Genomic DNA, 18,191 nt, shown 5'->3' on the forward strand with positions numbered 1-18,191 from the left:
TCGATATGCGTAAGTGCCGGTCAGAGCGTTTTTCGAAAATTCGGCCGTTTTCCCCAGAAACCCCGTGACCAGGGGTTACGCATATCGAGACCTGCATATGAAGCGCGGAGGGGCACCGTGGGGCCGGGAGCAAACGCCACCGCACGCTAGGTGCGGCACCCGGACCGATCGTGCCAGACCCGCCTAGTACAACTTGTTGGTTCCGACATCAACCATGAGGGTTTGTCCGGTGACGTAACGGGCGTCGTGCGACCCCTCGATGTCGATACCTCGATGTCGATAGTTCCTGGTCAGCGCGTTTTACACGTTTTCGCCCCTTCCGACAGCGAAACCCCTTGACCTGGGACTATTGCCATCGAGCTATCGACATCAACGATTCAGAGGGCAACCACCAAGGTTCTGGCCCCTCGCCGCCGCGCAGGCCGGTAGGCTCGTCGCCATGACTCAGCCGACCCGCAGCGCATCGCTTCACGACGACACCACCACCGACCGCCTCACCCAATCCGCCATCGCCGGCGCCCTGATCGCGGTACCCGACTACGTCCGTTCCACCCCAGGACGCATCTTCGCGTGGACGGCGATCCTCGGCGCGTACGCGACGGCGGTGGCGAAGTTCGACACCGTCTACGAAGACACCGACCACGACGTCACCGCCAAGGTGGAGGAGAAGCCCGACACCACGAACCCGAAGGTCACGTGGGGGCTGTTCGCCGGGGGGATCGCGCTGAATGCGCTGGGCCTGCGCCTGCACGTTGTCGTCCAGACGAAGCTCGCCCGCGCACTGGAGCGCCGCGGGGTGAAGAAGCCGCACACGTTGCTCGGCGTCGCGCTCGCAGCGTTAATGTTCGCGGCGCTGGAGGCCGACGCGCGGGTCAGGCAGGGGTAGGGGGTTCGCGCTGGCGATGACCGACGGTGAGGGCAGGGACGCCCCAACGTCAGCTCCATAACTTCCGCCGCCGGTCTAACACCCTCGTGAGGTCTCTCGCCCGCCGCGGATCGAAATCTGTCGCAGCGACTATTCGCTCCGCCGCGCCATCGGTTACGCGCAAGGCTTGAGCCATGACGCGCTCGGCTGCGCGCTCCGTTAAGCCTATTTCCGCACAGAATGCCCGGAATATCTTGCCACTGATGTTGTCTTTTCGCCCTTGCACTGACAGTGCCATCGTGGAATCCCCATAGGGAATCGTTGACGGGATGTCGTAGATGGGAGACATCGCAGCCCCGTGATCTCCCCAGATCAGCGACATGTTCTTTGCATGAAGGTCACCGTTTCCAGTCAGCCACGCAAGTGCGACTTGGAAGGCGATTGATCGGGCGGTCAAGCTTGGCGACGAACTCACCGCTTTCATCGCCTCCGCCACCTCCTCCATCGCCGGGGTGTACTTTGCGCTCGGGTATAGACCCAAGATCTGCGCGGCATCTTCGACGTGGAGCCGTGCGCCGTTTGACCGGTCGAAGCGGGTGATGAGGAGGCCGGGGCGGCTGGAGTCGTCGATAAGCAACTGCGTCTCAGTGAGTGGATACTTGGCCGCAGCTGCAATGGCAAAGCACTCGGCCTCATTCTCTACAAGCTTCGGGTACTCGGGCGGCGAGATTTTGAGAATGTAATCGGTGCCGTGGCCGCGAACCGGAGCCGCAATAGTGCGTGCTGATGCCTTGTCTTGCACACCGGGAACCGCAATGGGGTCCGCGATGCCTGCGTCAGTGATAGCGGCGGAGAAATCGAGCGGGCCGGACAAATCAACCGCGGCAGAGGCGTGCGTAAGCGGCTGACCGTGCGGAACGATGCTGACATCGCCGACCGTATCGGTACCGACAGCAAGAAGGAGGGAAAGCTCATCGTCAAGTGATGCTTTGACCGTGCGCTTCAACGTAGAGAGGCGTCTCCCCTCCGGCAGAAGGTTGGCAAAAAATGGCGGGAGTGCACCTGCCGAGGTGACGTAGGGCGCGCCACTGATCGGCAGCGTTGAGGCCACAGCCTTCGTGGCGCCCTCCACGTAGTCGAACTCCGTGCGGCCATCGGCATGGGTGGTGAAGTGGCCGACCAGTTCCTCGCCCACGTACACGTCTGCTGCAACAACCGGGGACGTCACAGCAGATCACCCTTATGCACAACAGGTTCGAGGTCGTAACCGAGAACCGCAAGCACCTCGATCACCTTGCCGATCTCCGCCGTCGGCTTGCCATGCTCCAGCTCCCGGAGGAACCGATCCGACACGTCCGCAAGCTCCGCGACCTCCAGTTGGGTCAGCCTCCGCTCCTTGCGCTGAGCGCGCACAAAAGCGCCGAGCCCCTCAATGTCCACGCGCCACGCCTCCTCGCCGATCGTATTACGGAACGTTCGCACCGAATCTGTTCCAATAGGTCGTGAGTTTAGCGCAAAACAGTGCATTTCGGTGCGTTCGATCCGAATTGGAGGCACGCGCCCTCAATTTTGCGATATTTCCCATCAGATCGGCACGTTCGTTCCGTCGCGGGTGAGCTCGCTGGGTGGTCGCGGTCGCACACGCACAGCCATCCGCCTATCTACGCACCGGCTTAGCCCAGCGGCGCGTAGCCAAAGTCACCGCGCTGCACCTGACTGCGGGCATTCGGGTCGAAGGTTGCGCACAGGGCTGCCGCCACGTAGCGCACACCGCCTGCCGGCGAAGAGGAGCCGACGCGCTCGGCGCAGTTCTCCAGGGCTGGCAGGCCGATACTCTCCCCGGGCGAAGTCATGGAGAAGAAAGACGCGGCCATCATGGTGTTGCCATCGGCGCGCACGTATTCCGAAGAGCCCTTAATAGCTTGCCAAGCAATCGCCCCGACGGGATCGGTGCGGAACTGGTCCCGCTCAGTTGGGGTCAGCTCGGCGTTAGCAGCAGGCGCGGACAGTGTTGTGATGAGTAGTGCTGCTGTTGCAGCAAGGAGAGGAAGCTTTTTCATAGGAACACTCTATCTCCCGCGCCACAGTTTTCCTCGGCATTGCCGACCCCGGCTTAACTGATGGCGCTGCGCAACTGTCGAATCTCGGCAGGCCCCACACGGCGCAATGCGGAGTCCGCAAGGGTTGACCCATCGGCGACCTCCGTCACCTCAATCTGAGTCAGCTTGATTTTCGGATTACTCTCAACCACATGGGTTCCCCGAAAACGCTGCAGCTTTTCATGATGGACGGCACTGCCACCGGGCCGATCAAGGCCTCGATTAGAAATTGGGTCGGCCGGGTCTATTCAATCCCGCGCACCGAACTCAATTCGGAAGAGCTCCGAGGGCGTCCGGAGCTGAACCACCCCGCGGTGTATTTCCTGGTTGGCACGAACCCGGAGACGGACAAGCCGCGGATCTACATCGGCCAAACCGCGCCCCGCCAGAACGGCGTCGCATTCGCTAGGGCCGCCGAGCATTCACGCAGCGCGGACAAAGACTTTTTCAACCGCATCATCTACGTGGTTGTGGTGGATGACTCCTGGGGCGCCACCGAAATCACCTTCCTGGAAAACGCGTTCCACCAGCGCGCTATTAAGGCGGACCGTTACGAGGTTGCCAACGGCAACACCCCGTCCGCTGGCAGTGTCAGCGAAGAGACCCAAGCAGAGCTGGACGAGTTCATCGAGAACACCAACCTCATCATCAGCGCTCTAGGCGTTTCCGCTTTCCAGCCGAAGGCAACTTCGTCGAAGTCTCGCACCTCGACCAACACGGCTTCAGCTTCGGCGCGCCCGAGCGACGACGAAGAACCGGTCTTCGAGCTCACCGTTCTCAGCCAAGGTGTTCAAGGCTTGGGCCAGCGCACCACTTCCGGTTTCCTCGTCCTCGAGGGATCCACGTTGCGGCCGGAGCTGCGTCCCAGCGCCCCGCGAGGGGTCCACGCTACCCGGGAGCGCTACGCGGACCAGATCCAGGACAACACGCTGACCTCAGACTTGGAGTTCACCAGCCCGTCCGCCGCAGCGGCGTTCCTGGTGGGCGGTGCAGCAAACGGCAGAACGATGTGGCACCTGCAGGATGAACCGTCCACAACGCTCGCAGCCTGGGAAGACCGTGAGGGCGACGAAGCCGACCAGCAGGCAGTAAGTGAGGTTGAGTAATTAAGCGACCACTTGCTGAATCCTGCGTGCTCCAAGGCCTCATTTTGGTAGCTCTGGTGGCGCAACCGGAAACGGCCTTAAAGCCTCGTAGACGTAGCAATCCCACCGAGCGCCCGTAGGAACTTTTACGCCGCCTGTTTCTCTAAAGGCAATCACTGTTCGACCTTCTTGTTCGATATCTCTGTCAAACAGTTCTTGGAATGCTGGTGCCTGGCGGGCCGTCTCTATAGAGAGCCTCTTCGCAACTGAACCGGCCTCGTGAACGAGATATGCTCCGCATGGTCTGCCGTCTTCGTATACAAGGTGAGCAGCACTCTCCTCCGCGCGAACAGGTGCTCCAAACAAGTCCGGGAATTTCCTGAACGTCGTCAAGTAATCGCTCCACCTCCGAAACCGCTTCATTCGGTCACTAGCGCTCTGCAAAGACGGCTCAAGACTATGGAATTGTTCCCATTTTCCTCGGTTTTTGAGCCCCTGTTCGCCGAGAAAGGCCAACGTTGTTCGTGGGAATCGTTCTCGGGCTTCGAACAACCTGTTCGCAAAAAATTCATTCAATGCCTCAACCGCAGTTTGAGCATTCCGGATCATGCTTGCATCGACAGCAGCCCCTCCGTGAATGACACCGTTACGAATAGTGGCTACATACCGGTACCAGTTGGAAACCGCATTTTCCTCTCGCAACTTCTCTTTTCGCCACGATTGTCCGGTAAGAACGGGATACAGCTCGTGCATCATCAAAGCGGTTACCGATTTTTGCTGCTTTCGTCCAGACTTTCCTTTGAGGAAATGCTCGGCAGCTTCGTGTGGCGATAGCCCCTGTTCCCAAAAGAGGTGCTGGAGTAACTCATCTATAAGGGTCTCGCACGCAGAAGCGTAAAGAATACAAGCAACGTTGTAGTCCCCGGATCGTCTTTCATACCGTTCAGCTTCGAAATACAGTTCCGTGTACCTGATAAAGGGTCCGGGAACATCAAGATTTACTAATGCAGCATCGATCCATTGGCCAACTGCATCCGGCTGAGGCAAGTGTTCTTCCGCGCAATCGAAGTTCTGGTTCACCACGAACAAACCGGTGGGCTCCACCGTGGGCAATGGTATTTCGAGACGCTCCAGTTCCCATGGTTCTTTTTCCCCCTGTGCGAATGGGATAGAACTAGGAAGGGCCTCCCTCCTGACCTGCGCTACCGGGGCCCCAATCGCTATTGCTAGAGCACTTAGCCACTGGTTAAGCATCAAAATTCCAAAATCGAAGGCCGCTGTAATGTCCCGGCTATCGACTTCACCCTGAGCAACCTGTCCAGTTTCTTGCGAAAAGTCCCGACTAACGATTATTTCGAAAACGGTGAAAGCCTGGTCACCAGAGCTTACGAAAGAGTGATCCTCTGTGACACGTCTAGGATGAAGTCGACGGTTCATTGCATTACTGCAGGCTTGAAAAGCTGAATGCGCTATCGCAGGGGCATTTACTTGGTGGGGGACCAGGCACACGCTATCGGCGCTAAAAGTTTCAGTGCCAGCACGATCGGTATATGTCATGCTTGGCCTTCTTATATATGGATGCCGATCCCTAATCGGTAATGGCTCCGGTGCTGGAATGAAGAAATGCCATGAAGTCATGGAAACCCCCTAACCCTCCGGCAACAGCTCCGAGCGCTCGCCAACCGTGGTCACCACCAGCGCGTCGCGAGCGCGCGAGGCTGCCACGTACAGCAGCGAACGCTCGCGCTGCAGAGCGGCGCGGGCGTCTTCCTCGGATAGGTTCTTCAGCCGGAAGCGCAGCGGCATGATCTCCTTGCCCACTCCCATGAGAATCACGTGGGTGAACTCCATGCCTTTGGCGCCGTGCATGGTCATCACGGAAACCTGCTCATGGGAGGCCAACTCGGCGTTTTTGGTCTGGACGGCGTCGATGCCGTGGTCGGCAAGACCGGACACCACGCGGGAGAGCTGCCCGCGGGTGCGGCACATCACCCCGACGCGGACTTCCTTGCGCGGCCCGTCTTCACCGGCGCGCTCGGCTTCCTCAAGCCAGCCGTTGATCAACGCCGCCGCAACGGCGAATTCCTCGTCTTCCGACGCCGCGGTCACAATCATCGGCGCCGGGCCGGTGCGCGCGGAGCGGTACCCGCCCACCGAGTCGACCTCGCCCTCGCCGTCCAAGAACTCCATGTCACCGCCGACCAGAATGCGCAGCGCATAGTCCAGGTTCTCTTTGGTGGTGCGGTAGTTCAGCGTCAAACGTCGAGACGCGCGGCCGCGAGTAGAAATGCCAAAGTGCGACAGGGTCAACGGGTTGCCGTAGATGCGCTGGTGGGAGTCCTCGGCGATGAAAACATCGTTCGGGCCCTCCGCCACGCACGCGCGCAGGAAGCGCCAGTGGCCGGCGTTGAAGTCCTGGGCCTCGTCCACAACCACGTGGTCGAACAAGGATCCGCTGCCGCGCTCGTAACGCACGTTCAAAATCTCCGCGCCCACGGCGGACATGGTGGGCCAGAACAGCTGGCCGTCGATGGCCTGGGTCTGCATCAGCGACTCCAGCACGGCCCACACCTGTTTACGCTGCTTGCGGTTCAGCGGCGTGCCGCGACCGGTGCGCGCGAGCTTGAGGTACTCCGCCAGCGTGGTAATGCCACCCGCCAGCACCACGGTTTCGTACTCGGCCTGCAGGAACGCTTCGTTGGCAATCTCGCGGGGCATGGATTCGTCGGTAGCCTCAAGCGCGCCTTCCCACACCTGGCGGGCGGCCATGTCTGTGTAGGGGCGCACGCGCGGAGCGGCGACGCCGAGGACTCGCCGGGTTGCCTCCGAAACCTCTTCGGGCGTGCCCAAAGAGACCACCTTGCGCACCACGGCGTCAATGTTGTCCACCCACACACCGTCCTCGCCGGGTTCACCGGCCTCCGGGTACGACGGATTCAGCGCGTTGAGCTGGGACTTCAACCCCTGCGCCAGACCCTTCGTAAACGTGGTCAGCAGCACGCGCGGTCCCGCCCCGGCAACGCGCCCCATGGCCAGGTTGTTCGCGCGGTGCACCGCCACCACCGTCTTGCCGGTGCCCGCACCGCCGAACACGCGCGCGGAGCCCTTGTACGAGTTCTCCGCCATGCGGCGCTGCTCCGGATGGATGTACACGCGCCACTTCTCAAAGCTGCCGGACTCGATCACGCTGCGCAGGGACTCGGTCTCCACATCGTCCACGTACGCGAACTCCAGCTCCGCAGCCGCCTGCCGCAAACCAGCCAACAGACGCGCGTCCTCGGACTCCGCCGCCTCCGACGCCGAGACCTTCCGCAGGCCCAGCGACTCGCGCGTCTCCTCAACCGAATACCCCGCCACCAGCGCCAACACAGCCTCGTGCTCCCACTTCGGCCGCGTCGCCAACAGCGCGTCCAACCCGTCCTCGGACTCGAGCGCCAACACTTGCCCGGTCAGCGCCGGGTCGATGCCCAGCTCCTCCCACAACTTCTCGGGCGTCAGCTCACCCAACACCTCGCGCGGTGCGGGCGATTGCTTCTCGACGAGCTCCGCCTCCACCCCCTTCTCCTCCGCGACCGCCTTCGCCTGTTGCGCCGCCAGCTCGCGCGCGGCACGTGCAGCCGCCTCGGCCTTGGCGCGCGAATCAACATCCGCCGAAGCACCAGAACCAGCATCCCCCGCAGCAGGCTCCTCCTTGATCAGCGTCGTAATGCCGTTGATCGGGTTCACGTCCAGCCGCAGCCGCGCCGGGTCCAGCCGCTCAGCCTTGAGGTTGCCTTCGTCGTGCGAGTCCACGTCCACAAGCACGAAGTGGTGCGTGTCCTGGTCGCGGATCTCAAAGAGCACCGCGCGGAACTGGTCGTTGATGCGGCCGGTGCGCACGCGCTTGTCCACGGCGTTCGTGAGTGTCTTGATCTTCAGCGACGGGTTCGTCGGGTCCGCAGAGAGCTTCTGCAGGAAGTTCATCGTCGGCTTCATCAGTGCGCCGTCGAGGTCCAACCCGCTGTACAGGCTAAACGTCACCATGGTGTTACTCCTTACCCAGCAGCGCGGCCGGGATCGTCTCTGCCGAGAGTGTATCGGGGTACAGTAGCGTCCAGCCTTGCTCGCGAAGCTTGGCTTCGGCACCCGCGTAGGAGGCGTCCTGCCCGATCAGCAGCGCAATGCGCAGTTCGGTCCAGGACACGGCGGTCGGGATGGAGCCGATTTCCTCGCCGATCTCCTCGGTCGGCGGCGCGCCCGCGTCCACGAGGGTGCGCAGCGCGGCGGCAACGTCGGCTTCGTCTTCGAACTCTTCGATCGCTTCGGCCCACAGCCCACTGACCGCGGCCTCGACGGCACTTTGCTTCTCGACGTCCTCCGGTTGCCCAACGCCCACAGCATCCCCGTCGCCAACGTCGACCGTGACGGTGTTGTTGGCCAGCCACACGATGTTGGCGAAGCGCAGGAAGTCGCGCCAGTTGTCTTCGGTGATGGAGCCGGGCGTGAGAGCGCTGACAAGCAATCGTTGCAGCACCATCTCTTCGCCTACCTTGGCGGCGTCGAAGTGGATCTCGTTGCGGAACGTCAGGCGCGCCCCGCCCGGGATGCGCGAGGGCACCACGGAGGTGCTGAGCATCTGCAGCAGGGCTTTGTCCATCAGCGCGTACGAGGACCGTTCCGGCTCCGCCAGGTAGGTCAGCAGCTGCGTGATGGGGGAGGCCTTCAAAAACGCGATTTCGTTGTTGCCGATGCCATTCATGGCGCGCGTGCGCTTCTCCGCTTTTTCGCTGACCCACGCCGGTGCGGCCTCGCCGAACGTCGTCTCCCGTGCAAACCAATCCAGGCCGGCGTCGGTGACGTTCCACGGCAGGATCTGCTTGTCGCCGAAGTGCAGACTGTTGCGTTTGTGTATGTCGGTGGGGAAGCGGTAGTACTGCGCGCTGAAGTGGAACGCGGCACCGTCGGTGTAGACAGCCACTGAGCGCAGCAACGGGTTGCGGCGGTGCTGGAACAGGAAGTCCGGGCGCGTGTAGCCGTAGTCCACCTGCTCGCGCATTCTCCACTCCTCACCGGTGGCGAACGTGATGTGCCACTCCACGCCGCCGGCGTTGGGGATGTCCTTGACCGTCGCATTGCGAGCCTCGAGCGCGTCGCGCATCATCTCGCGGAAGCGGACCTCCAGGTTGGAGGACTGGTCCAGCTGCGGGGCCTCCGTCTGCGGGGTCCACTGCACCGACAGCGGATCCAGGTCCTGGGCGGGGTGGTCCTGGTTGCTCAGGATCGCGCGCAGGGCGCGCTCGGCGGCGGCGCGGGAGGTGACCTCGACGTGCTGGAAGTTCGTGTACGGCAGCAGGCAGTCCGGGCACGCGAGGCGCTCGTCCGCAGCGCAGTCGCAGTCCCGCACCTTGGTGAAGGCGCGTTCGAGGAGCCTGCGGACGTCCTCAGGCGAGGCGAACTGTGAGAGGTACCCGGTGCCGCCCGGCACGTTGTCGTGCATGAGCAGGGCCTCGACCGTCTTGCCGGTGGCGTCCGGCACGCGCACCGTGACCACGTTGAGGTGGTCCGGGTCGCCGCCGAGGACCTCCTTGAAGCCCAGCTTGATCGCGGCGGTCAGGCTCGGGATGGTCGCCTTGTCGCCCGCGGTCAGTTGCACCGGCACGTGCAGCAGCACGCCCTGGGTCTGCAGCGTGCGGCCCAGCGCGACCGTGACGGACTCTTCCTCGCGGGCGGTACGCTTCGGGCACCACGGCCTGTGGTCCCACTTCGAGTTCGCGCCCTTCTGCGAGTCCAGGTGCCCGCAGTAGTTGCACACGGTGAACAGGGGAGCGTCAATCTCTTTACCCGCCAACATCTTCTTCGTGGCGGGGCCGCGGCCCAGATTGAACCAGTTCAAGTTCACGTACCGCAGGTACTCCGCGCCGAAGCCCTGGGAGAGGAACCACTTGCCGCCGTGACCGCCGTCTGGCACGGAGAAGCTCAGTGCGGTGTGGAAGAACATGGTGAAGCGGTCTTCGTGTGAGCCGTCGATGGTCGCGCGCGCACGGTCCACCTCGGCGGAGACACGGCGCATGCGCACCGTCTCCACAATCTGGCCCTTGTCCGCGAACGCGCCCGCACCACAGACCGGGCACGCGCCCGGCGCAGTACCGGTGACCACTTTCTCGCCGTAGGAGCATTCCGGGCACAGACGCCACTGCTCCACGTCCGCGCCACCCGCGCCGAGCTCGACGGCGTCCACCGTGGCGGCGATGCCGCGGGCGTAGAACGTGTTGCCCGGCGCGAGTTCCGTCAGCGCGGAGGACACGCCGCGGGAGAGCTCGAAGGTCTCCGGGTCGATCTGCATCGACGACGGGTTGAGCTGGGAAACCACCACGGCCAGCTCCACGGAGTCATCCAACAGCGTGAAGTTGGGCAGCAGCCCGTAGCGCTCCATGGAGCTGATCCAGAAATCGTCGAGCAGGATCTCGTTGTAGTCGCGCCCGGCGCGCCGCCACGCCGCCCGGGTGCTGCGCTTTTCGCGCTCCAGTTCCGGGTCGGCGTTCTCGGTGCCCGCGTTGGGGTCGACCTTGGCCTCGAGCTCCTTCAACCTGTCCGCCAACGTGTCCCAGCGCGCCTGCAGCTCGGACTTCTCCGCCTCCCACAGCAAGCGGGTGCGCTCGAGCTCGCCGAGCAGCGAGTCCGGGCCCTGACCGCATGCCCACTCGCGCACGCCGTCCACGGTTGCATCGTCCACGTGGCCGTCCTCAACCGTGGCCAAAAACGCATCCACACGAGATGCAACCCCGGCCGCGATCTCCTCACTGAGCACTTGCACTAGCGACGTCTTACGGCTACTGAACACGTCCTGCGCGTGCGCCACCTGCAACCCATTGGCAGCAAACGCCATTGTGTCCACCAGGTACGCGGTCGTCTGCCTGCGCAGGATCTCGGTGGCGGAGAGGAACGCCGCCGGCGGCACCACGGCACCCGCGATCACAGACAGCGGCTGGTTCAGCTTCGGCAGCATCGTGCCGCGGCCCTGCACGAACGCGAGCACCAGCGAGTTGCCGGTCAGGCGCCCGGCGCGGCCCACGCGCTGCACGTACGAGGACACAGACGTAGGCAGCGACGCGAGCATGACCGTGGACAGGTCGCCGATATCGATACCCATCTCCAGCGTCGGCGTGGCCACCAGCACGTTCGGCGCGTTCGGCGCCTCGTCGTCGGTGCCGCGGAACGCTCGCTCCAGCGCCAGCCGCTCCTCCTTGGGAATCAGGCCGGTGTGCTCGCGCGCCACCACCGCGCGCGGGGTGGTGGAGGTGTACAGCCGCGAGTAGTAGTTCTGCTCGATGCCTTCCGCTGCAAGCTCGCCGAGGCAGCCGGGCGTCGGGCACGGCAGCCCGGCGAGCAAGGAGCGGGTTTGCCTGTCCGCGCCCAAGGGTCCCCGGCACACCCCACAGTGCAACATCTCGGCTGCGTCCTCGTGGCGCACCACCACGCTCTCCGGCGCAAGCGCGTAGATGGTGCCGCCGGAGTTGGTGGACACCGCTTGCACCGCGCCCTCGCGGGCGAGCACCTTGAACACGTTGGTGAGCACGTTCGTGGCGTCGTGGGTGGAGATCCCCAGCACCTTCGACGTCCACCGCGCGTACCGCCCGCGCGGGCTGCCCAGGGGAGTGATGCCACGGTCCTTGTCATCCAACGCGGTCCCCGAGCGCGGGAACTCAGGCGCTCCGCCCTTGGGGAAGGTCGGCATGCCGTGCGCTTTGGCAAAGCGGTTGTGCAGGCGCCACGAGTTCGCGTCGTCCTGCAGGTAGGTCTTCAACATCGGCGAGTACACGCCGCCACGGTCGCGCACCTGCTCCAGCAGGCCCCGCAGCCAGCGCAGCCGAAGCTCCGGCGAGCCGGCGTCCGCGACCTCGAACAGGGCCTCGTCCACGTGCTGCAGCGCCTCCTCGGCAGCCGCAAGCAGGACCTCATCGTCCACCTGCACCGACGGCACCAGCGCACCCGTGGACACCAACGAGCGCGGCAGGTGCGCACGCTGCCCGAATTCGAGCGCCGCATCAAGCCCCAGGCGGTGCAGCGCAGCAGTGGTGGCCTCTCGACGAGCCGCGGTATCAGCGTCCTTCGCCCAAAACGGCGTGAACGTGGTGGTCTCCGCAACCTCCGGCGGCAGCAGTTCAAAGCGCGCACGCGCCGGGTCCGCGGCCTCGTCCGCTCGCTCCAGAATCCGCAGCGGCATCTGCGCGAGCGACACCTCGTCGTCGCCGACGACGCTGCGCATCAGCGTACGGACGCCAAACGCGCGCGCCCTGGACTGCACGAAGCCCGCGCGGTGCGCCGCGTCCTGCACGGAGTCCGCGAACACCAGCGTCTTCTTCTCATTCTGCTCCAGCGACGGCATGCCGAACAGGTTGGACAGCCCCACCGACAAAAGCGTGGCCACGCGCGAGCCGATGTAGCGGATGGCATCCGCCTCGCCGCACGACGGGCACGTCTGCTCGCGCGCGAGCTCCTCGGCGTTGAGCCCCGTGTACGTGAGCACCGGCACGGAGCGGCCCTCGGCGAGCTCTTCCTCGCTGGGCTCGGTACGCGACAGCATGCGGGATTCGGTGTGGAACCACATCAGCGCGCGGTTGCCGTCTTCGTCGCCCAGCTGGGTCAGCTCCAGGTGGTTCTTCACGGCTTCGCGGTGCTCAGCAGTGGCATCAATCAAGGGGCGCACAAGCTCAGGCTTATCGACGCTCGCCTTCCGGATCTCCGACCCATTCAGCACCACCGCATCCGTACCCGGCTCGAGTGCCGTCATCCACCCGGCGCGACCGCACGAGCGGCAGTACGTGGCCGGCAGCCACACGCCGGTGTTGTCGCCGCCGAGCTGGCCGTCGTCCGCGAACCGGAACGTCTCGCCGTCCTCGGTGGGTGTCACAGCACGCTCGATGCGGGAAACCTCGCGCACCCACAGGTGCGTTTCCACACCTGGCAGGCGCTTGCCGCCAAAGCCGAACTCCTCACCCGCGAGCGCGCGGATCTGCGCTACAGCGGTGAGTAGGTGGGTGACAAACTCCCGCGCAGTGGTCTCGCCCAGGGTGCGCACTACTATCGGGTCGAACATCGCCTCCGGCAGCGACTTGCCGCCCTCGCCCTCACGGCGGATCAGAGACTTCGCCGGGTTCGCTGTGCTGAGGAGCTTCTCAGTCAGCGGGTGCACCGCGTACGCGGCGATGGTGGTCTTCAGGTCCGCACCAGCGTCCACGCCCCACAGCTGCGTGCGGAACACGTCCAGCACCACATCGGCGTGGTCACGGCCGGAGGCGTCGCCAGCAATCGCGTCCACGATGCCGCGCAGCTGGTCAATGTCGGGGGAGAGGGGAGCGGCGTGCGCGCCGAACGTCTGCGCGATCTCGTCCGTCCACTCCGCGTACGTCAGCGTCTTCTCGCCCACCAGCGCATCCGGGGTGAACGTCTCGCCGAAGATGGTCTCAGCGAAGTCGAGCACCTTTTGTGTGTCGTCCTTGCCACCGAGGGTTGCCGACGTCGCTACCGGTGTGACCTGCCCCAGCGGGTTCGGCGCGTACTCGGCTGCGAAGCCTTCCGGTTGGTGCTGCTTGAGCATGAGCCCTAATCGACGCAGCAACAGCGCCACGTCCGTACCCTGCGCACCGTCGTAGGTGTGGAACTCATCCAACACCAGGTACTGCAGCGAGGTTGCCGAGCGCTTCCAGATCTCCCGGTCCGCCTCCCGCAACAGCAGCTGGTCCAGCATCTTGTAGTTGGTGAGCAGGATGTCCGGCGGATCCTGGCGGATCTGGTCACGGTCGTTAATCAACGAATCCTTCGTGACCCTCTTGACGCTGCCTGTCGCCTCACCCGTGAAGATTCCGGCAGTGACACCAGCAAGAGCCGGCTCGTTGGTGATCAGCTTGGCCAGACGATCCGCCTGGTCATTCGCCAGCGCGTTCATCGGGTACAGCAGCAGCGCCTTTGTGCCGCGCTGCCCCTCAGCGCGAGCCCGCGCCGCGTGGTCCAGCACCGGGTACAGGAAGGACTCCGTCTTACCGGAGCCGGTCCCCGTGATCACCAGCGTCGGCTCCGGATGCCGCACCCCCTGCTCATCCCTGCTACGCAGCCTGCGGAACGCCTCCGCCTGGTGGTGGTACGGCGTAAACCAGTCGGGCATCCAATCCAGGATCCCATCCCACCCGATCGCGCGTGCATACGGCAACCGCGTGCGCACGTACGGACCGTGGAACATGCCCCGCTCCGTGTCCTCCAGAAACGCCTTCAGCGCGTTGGACGTCTCCGGGTTCGCAAGCGAGAACGCAGTTGCAAGATACTCGGACACGCCCCCGAGGACGTGCTCCGATGCGTGGACGGGGATGAGGGTAGACACGCCCAAAGTGTAGCCATCCTAAAAGATCGCTGAGCTATGTTACCTCGACCTTGTTCGAGAAGGAAGGAGACCGAATGGAAAATGCTCTTGAGAAATCACCTAGTTGAGAAGATCACATACCCTCTAGGGACTAGGATCACCGAGGCCAACTCAACTCGAGGCACGGTGCCGAAGATGAAACTTCTGACTACTCGCGTACGATAGTGTTTAATCAATCGCTATGAAAGTTCGCGGCGTAGATCTCTTCTGCGGAGTGGGTGGCCTGACTTGTGGGATGCGGTCAGCCGGGATCCAAGTTGTGGCTGGTTACGACATTGATCGCCACAGTAAGTTTGCATATGAGACGAATAATCCAGGTTCTACATTCAACCTTAAAGATGTGGCGGAGATCGCATCCGGAGAGCTTCGCTCCCTTTATCCAAGCGACACTGACATCCGAGTACTCATGGGCTGCGCTCCCTGCCAGCCGTTTTCCACTTACAACCGACTTCCGATTGACGCACCGGCTAAAAGTTCCAAAATGTATCTTTTGGAACATTTTGCGGACCACGTTATGGATTTGCGCCCCGAGATTGTCTCGATGGAGAACGTCCCAAATTTGGCCCAACAACAAGTATTTAAGAAATTCATAGATCTCCTGGAACAACTTGGCTATCACCTAAACTGGGGATCTGTAAATACCGCCATTTATGGAGTGCCGCAATCACGCAAGCGTTTGGTCTTACTGGCATCTCGTCTCGGCCCAATTTCACTCCCTCCCGCCACTCACTCCCTCAGCGATGTTGTGACGGTAAGGGATACGATCGGGCATCTCGCCCCGCTTGAAGCTGGTCAAACTCATCATATTGATAATTTGCACCGTTCCCGGGCCTTGAGTGACATAAACCTTCAGCGCATTCGCGCATCAAAACCGGGCGGAACTTGGAGAGATTGGCCAGCAACACTTCTACCGAACGCCTACAAAAAGCCTTCAGGGAAAAGCTATACATCGGTATACGGTCGGATGCAGTGGGATAGGCTGTCGCCGACCATCACTACACAATTTATCGGCTACGGATCCGGAAGGTTTGGTCATCCCGAACAGGATCGCGCTCTAAGCTTGCGCGAGGGCGCTTTACTTCAAACTTTCCCCGAGGACTATCACTTCGTGCCTCCTGAAATAGGTACCAATTACCACTCACAGCCAGTTGCAATCCAGATAGGTAACGCGGTACCACCGAAACTGGGACAAGTCCTAGGGCACGCAATTGTGTCTCATACCGAGGAAATCTAAGGCTATGCTTGCTTCATGCCCAAACAGCAAGTGATTGAATTTTACACGGCTAACACAGCTGCCACTCACCTCGGTCGTCAGCTTTACACGAGCTCCCCATCCGCTCTGGCCGAGTTAGTCGCCAACTCCTACGATGCCTATGCTGAAAATATCTGGATCGAACTGAATAGCAAGCAGATTGTAATTGCGGATGACGGTGTCGGGCTGTCTCTGGCGGATATCAGGTCACAGTATGCGAGTATTGGGCAAGCTAAGAAAGATTTCGAACCTCCGCTTGGTAAACCAAAGCGGAATCCAATGGGGAAGAAAGGAATTGGCAAACTCGCCGCTTTCAGCCTTGGGGATCAATACACCGTCTTCACCAAGACCCAGAAAGACGAGAAATGGATCACTTTTACGCTCTCGTATTCTCAAATGGTGGATGAGAGCAATGCTGTCAAATACGAGACTGAGGCCTCTGAACTCAACTCTCTTCCAGAGGAGCTATCGCACCATCAACTAACTTCTGGCTTCGTAGTAGTCATTAATAACCTTCGCAGGGCAACCACGCAAGCGACTACTAAGTATCTGGAAACTCAGCTCACCCGTAGATTCTCACTGCGGAATTCGAACGTAAATGTATTTGTTAACACCAATAAAGTTGATTTAAGTCCAGCAGACCTACTATATGAGCACGTACGCGCTCTAAATTATATCGGCTATAGCGAGGAAGAAGTTGAAGAACTCTTTCCGCATGCCACTGATAGGCAACTGTACCGCCCTTCCAGAAACAACTCGCGTACCTCCATTCAAGACGTGGAGCGACTGAAAGAAAAAGGTGTCAAGGCTTGGCTCGGAGTCATTGATCAACCGCAACGCCTTACAGACCTAGGAATGGGCAACCTTCTTGTTTACATTAACGGAAAGGTCGCTGATGAAGACTTGTTGAAATCCAGACGTTCAGCACAGATGGGTGGACGATACATCACCGGCGAGATGACCGCCGATTTTCTCAACGAACAATCGGAAGACCCTATCACTTCATCGCGACAGGGCCTGGACCAATCTGACCCTGAAGTCGAAAAACTGGTGGAACTCGCGGAAGCGATGCAAAATCGAGCCATTGATCAATGGAACAAACTCAAAGAGTCGGATGCTCGCGAGAATCTCCCGGATCTAGTTAAGAAAGATAAAAAATATAGCACTTGGGAGAACGGACTCTCGACGGCACAAAGATCGTTCAACAGTAAGTTGTTGCGCCTCATGGGCAGCTTCGAAGACTTCGAAAACGAAGACTGGATGAGCAATGAAGAGAAGGTCACCTTCATCAATAGCGTAACAACATTGGTGGAGAGCCTCGAACTCAAGGAAATTTCACATGAGCTCCCTAACGGGGTAAGCGACGAGCGTAGCGTATTAACCTTGGTAACCAAGTACTTGGGGAATGTGGCGCGCCAAGACAGATGGCAGATGGCCGACGCAGCGGCAAAGCGTTTGAACGCGATCGAACGGCTTCAAACGTTAGTGGATAAGAAAAGTGAGGTAGAGAAGGCTTTCGAGGAATGTCTGTTCGAGAACCCTTGGCTCCTAAACCCCTTTTGGAATCGTTCGACCAAATCGGAAGAGGAAATCAGAATAACAAAACAGCATTTCACCGAAATCCGCAATGAGACTTCAGACGAGCATAAACGTGGGTACATTGACATTTTCGTCGAGATTGCCGAACAGGATCTACCCGTTGTTGTGGAGTTAAAACGTCACGATGGCAAGGGACACTCAAGCCGGTCTAAAATTACCCAGTCAGCGATCACCGATCAGGTAAATCGCTACCGCAAGGGCCTCTTCAACCGATTACCGGCCACTAAGCGGAGCGGCAGAACTTGGGCGAATATTAGTGCAATATTCGTGGCGCCGACATCTGCAATTCAGACTGACAGTGAATACTACGGTGTTGATCCCACAGAGATTGAGCAGTTGGCCGCGGTGGGTATTCTGGTAACAACCTATGAGGAGCTCCTAAACAACGCTCGGTCAGTTTATCGCGAATTCTTTAATGCGCAGAGTCAAAACAAGGAGCTACCGTACTTCCGTTTCAACGTAAAAGACGAAGAATCCGACTAGTCTGCGAAGCAAAACCTTATCCACCCAGCTCTTGTACATTCTAGCTCCACTTTCCAGTTGGTCCCTCTAAACCCGCTCACAACCGCAAGTACGCCTTCCCGGTCTAACCGGCCGCACCGGTACTCGCACACCGACTTCACACCCAACTGCGGATGCGTCCACGTCCGATCCGCCACCGGCAACTCAGCAGCGTCTTTCAGTTTCGCGTCAACTTTCGTAATCTGTTTCGGCACCTTCCGACCATTCGCAGCTATCTCCACCTGCGCAGCACGCCGCTCCTCATTGCTATGCAAAGGCGTATCGGCTTCCTTGGTTCCCCCACCACCATCCCGCTACAACTGGATCTGTACGCGGGGCTTCAAAGAAGCCCAGTTGTGCATTTGCTGTTGCGACCGGCTATTTGGTAGCAGTGTCG

The 18,191-nt window shown here is 61.1% G+C and carries 10 protein-coding genes; 4 read left to right on the top strand and 6 right to left on the bottom strand.

The window, feature by feature from the left end; translation table 11 throughout:
- The first annotated feature begins 439 nt into the window (after positions 1 to 439).
- The gene (locus HMPREF2785_RS00095) at positions 440 to 886 is read left to right on the top strand and encodes a hypothetical protein (RefSeq protein WP_070613708.1); all 447 of its coding nucleotides are present in this window, start codon (positions 440 to 442) and stop codon (positions 884 to 886) included.
- Between the two features lie 49 nt (positions 887 to 935).
- Here the strand turns inward: HMPREF2785_RS00095 and HMPREF2785_RS00100 are convergent, their stop codons facing one another.
- From HMPREF2785_RS00100 to HMPREF2785_RS00110, 3 genes are all read right to left on the bottom strand, one after another.
- The gene (locus tag HMPREF2785_RS00100; RefSeq protein ID WP_070613709.1) at positions 936 to 2,093 is read right to left on the bottom strand and encodes a type II toxin-antitoxin system HipA family toxin; all 1,158 of its coding nucleotides are present in this window, start codon (positions 2,091 to 2,093) and stop codon (positions 936 to 938) included.
- Positions 2,090 to 2,347 (bottom strand): helix-turn-helix transcriptional regulator, encoded by a 258-nt coding sequence (locus tag HMPREF2785_RS00105; RefSeq protein ID WP_246821113.1) that lies wholly within the window; start codon positions 2,345 to 2,347, stop codon positions 2,090 to 2,092. Before HMPREF2785_RS00105 ends, HMPREF2785_RS00100 begins: the two co-directional genes overlap by 4 nt.
- Positions 2,348 to 2,538: 191 nt before the next feature.
- Positions 2,539 to 2,925, bottom strand: a complete 387-nt coding sequence (locus HMPREF2785_RS00110) for a hypothetical protein (protein WP_070422092.1) — start codon at positions 2,923 to 2,925, stop codon at positions 2,539 to 2,541.
- A 191-nt stretch (positions 2,926 to 3,116) separates the two neighbouring features.
- On the opposite strand from HMPREF2785_RS00110, the gene HMPREF2785_RS00115 reads away from it, so the two are divergent.
- Positions 3,117 to 4,070 carry a GIY-YIG nuclease family protein gene (locus tag HMPREF2785_RS00115; protein WP_070422093.1) on the top strand — a complete coding sequence of 318 codons (954 nt, stop codon included), beginning with the start codon at positions 3,117 to 3,119 and terminating at the stop codon, positions 4,068 to 4,070.
- Positions 4,071 to 4,109: 39 nt separating this feature from the next.
- Here the strand turns inward: HMPREF2785_RS00115 and HMPREF2785_RS00120 are convergent, their stop codons facing one another.
- The 3 genes from HMPREF2785_RS00120 to HMPREF2785_RS00130 form a co-directional block, all read right to left on the bottom strand.
- Positions 4,110 to 5,486 (bottom strand): hypothetical protein, encoded by a 1,377-nt coding sequence (locus tag HMPREF2785_RS00120; protein WP_070422094.1) that lies wholly within the window; start codon positions 5,484 to 5,486, stop codon positions 4,110 to 4,112.
- A gap of 210 nt (positions 5,487 to 5,696) precedes the next feature.
- Complete coding sequence (locus HMPREF2785_RS00125; protein WP_070613711.1) at positions 5,697 to 8,072, bottom strand: 3'-5' exonuclease; 2,376 nt, start codon at positions 8,070 to 8,072, stop codon at positions 5,697 to 5,699.
- A gap of 4 nt (positions 8,073 to 8,076) precedes the next feature.
- Entirely contained in the window at positions 8,077 to 14,403 is a 6,327-nt protein-coding gene (locus HMPREF2785_RS00130; RefSeq protein ID WP_070422109.1) for a DEAD/DEAH box helicase, read from the bottom strand.
- Between the two features lie 220 nt (positions 14,404 to 14,623).
- Between HMPREF2785_RS00130 and HMPREF2785_RS11425 the strand changes: the two genes are divergently transcribed.
- Positions 14,624 to 15,676 carry a DNA cytosine methyltransferase gene (locus tag HMPREF2785_RS11425; RefSeq protein WP_083279389.1) on the top strand — a complete coding sequence of 351 codons (1,053 nt, stop codon included), beginning with the start codon at positions 14,624 to 14,626 and terminating at the stop codon, positions 15,674 to 15,676.
- Positions 15,677 to 15,691: 15 nt separating this feature from the next.
- Positions 15,692 to 17,776, top strand: a complete 2,085-nt coding sequence (locus HMPREF2785_RS00140) for an ATP-binding protein (RefSeq protein WP_070613720.1) — start codon at positions 15,692 to 15,694, stop codon at positions 17,774 to 17,776.
- Positions 17,777 to 18,191: the final 415 nt, after the last annotated feature.

It is taken from the genome of Corynebacterium sp. HMSC067D03 (genome assembly GCF_001811185.1).
Lineage (GTDB): Bacteria > Actinomycetota > Actinomycetes > Mycobacteriales > Mycobacteriaceae > Corynebacterium > Corynebacterium coyleae.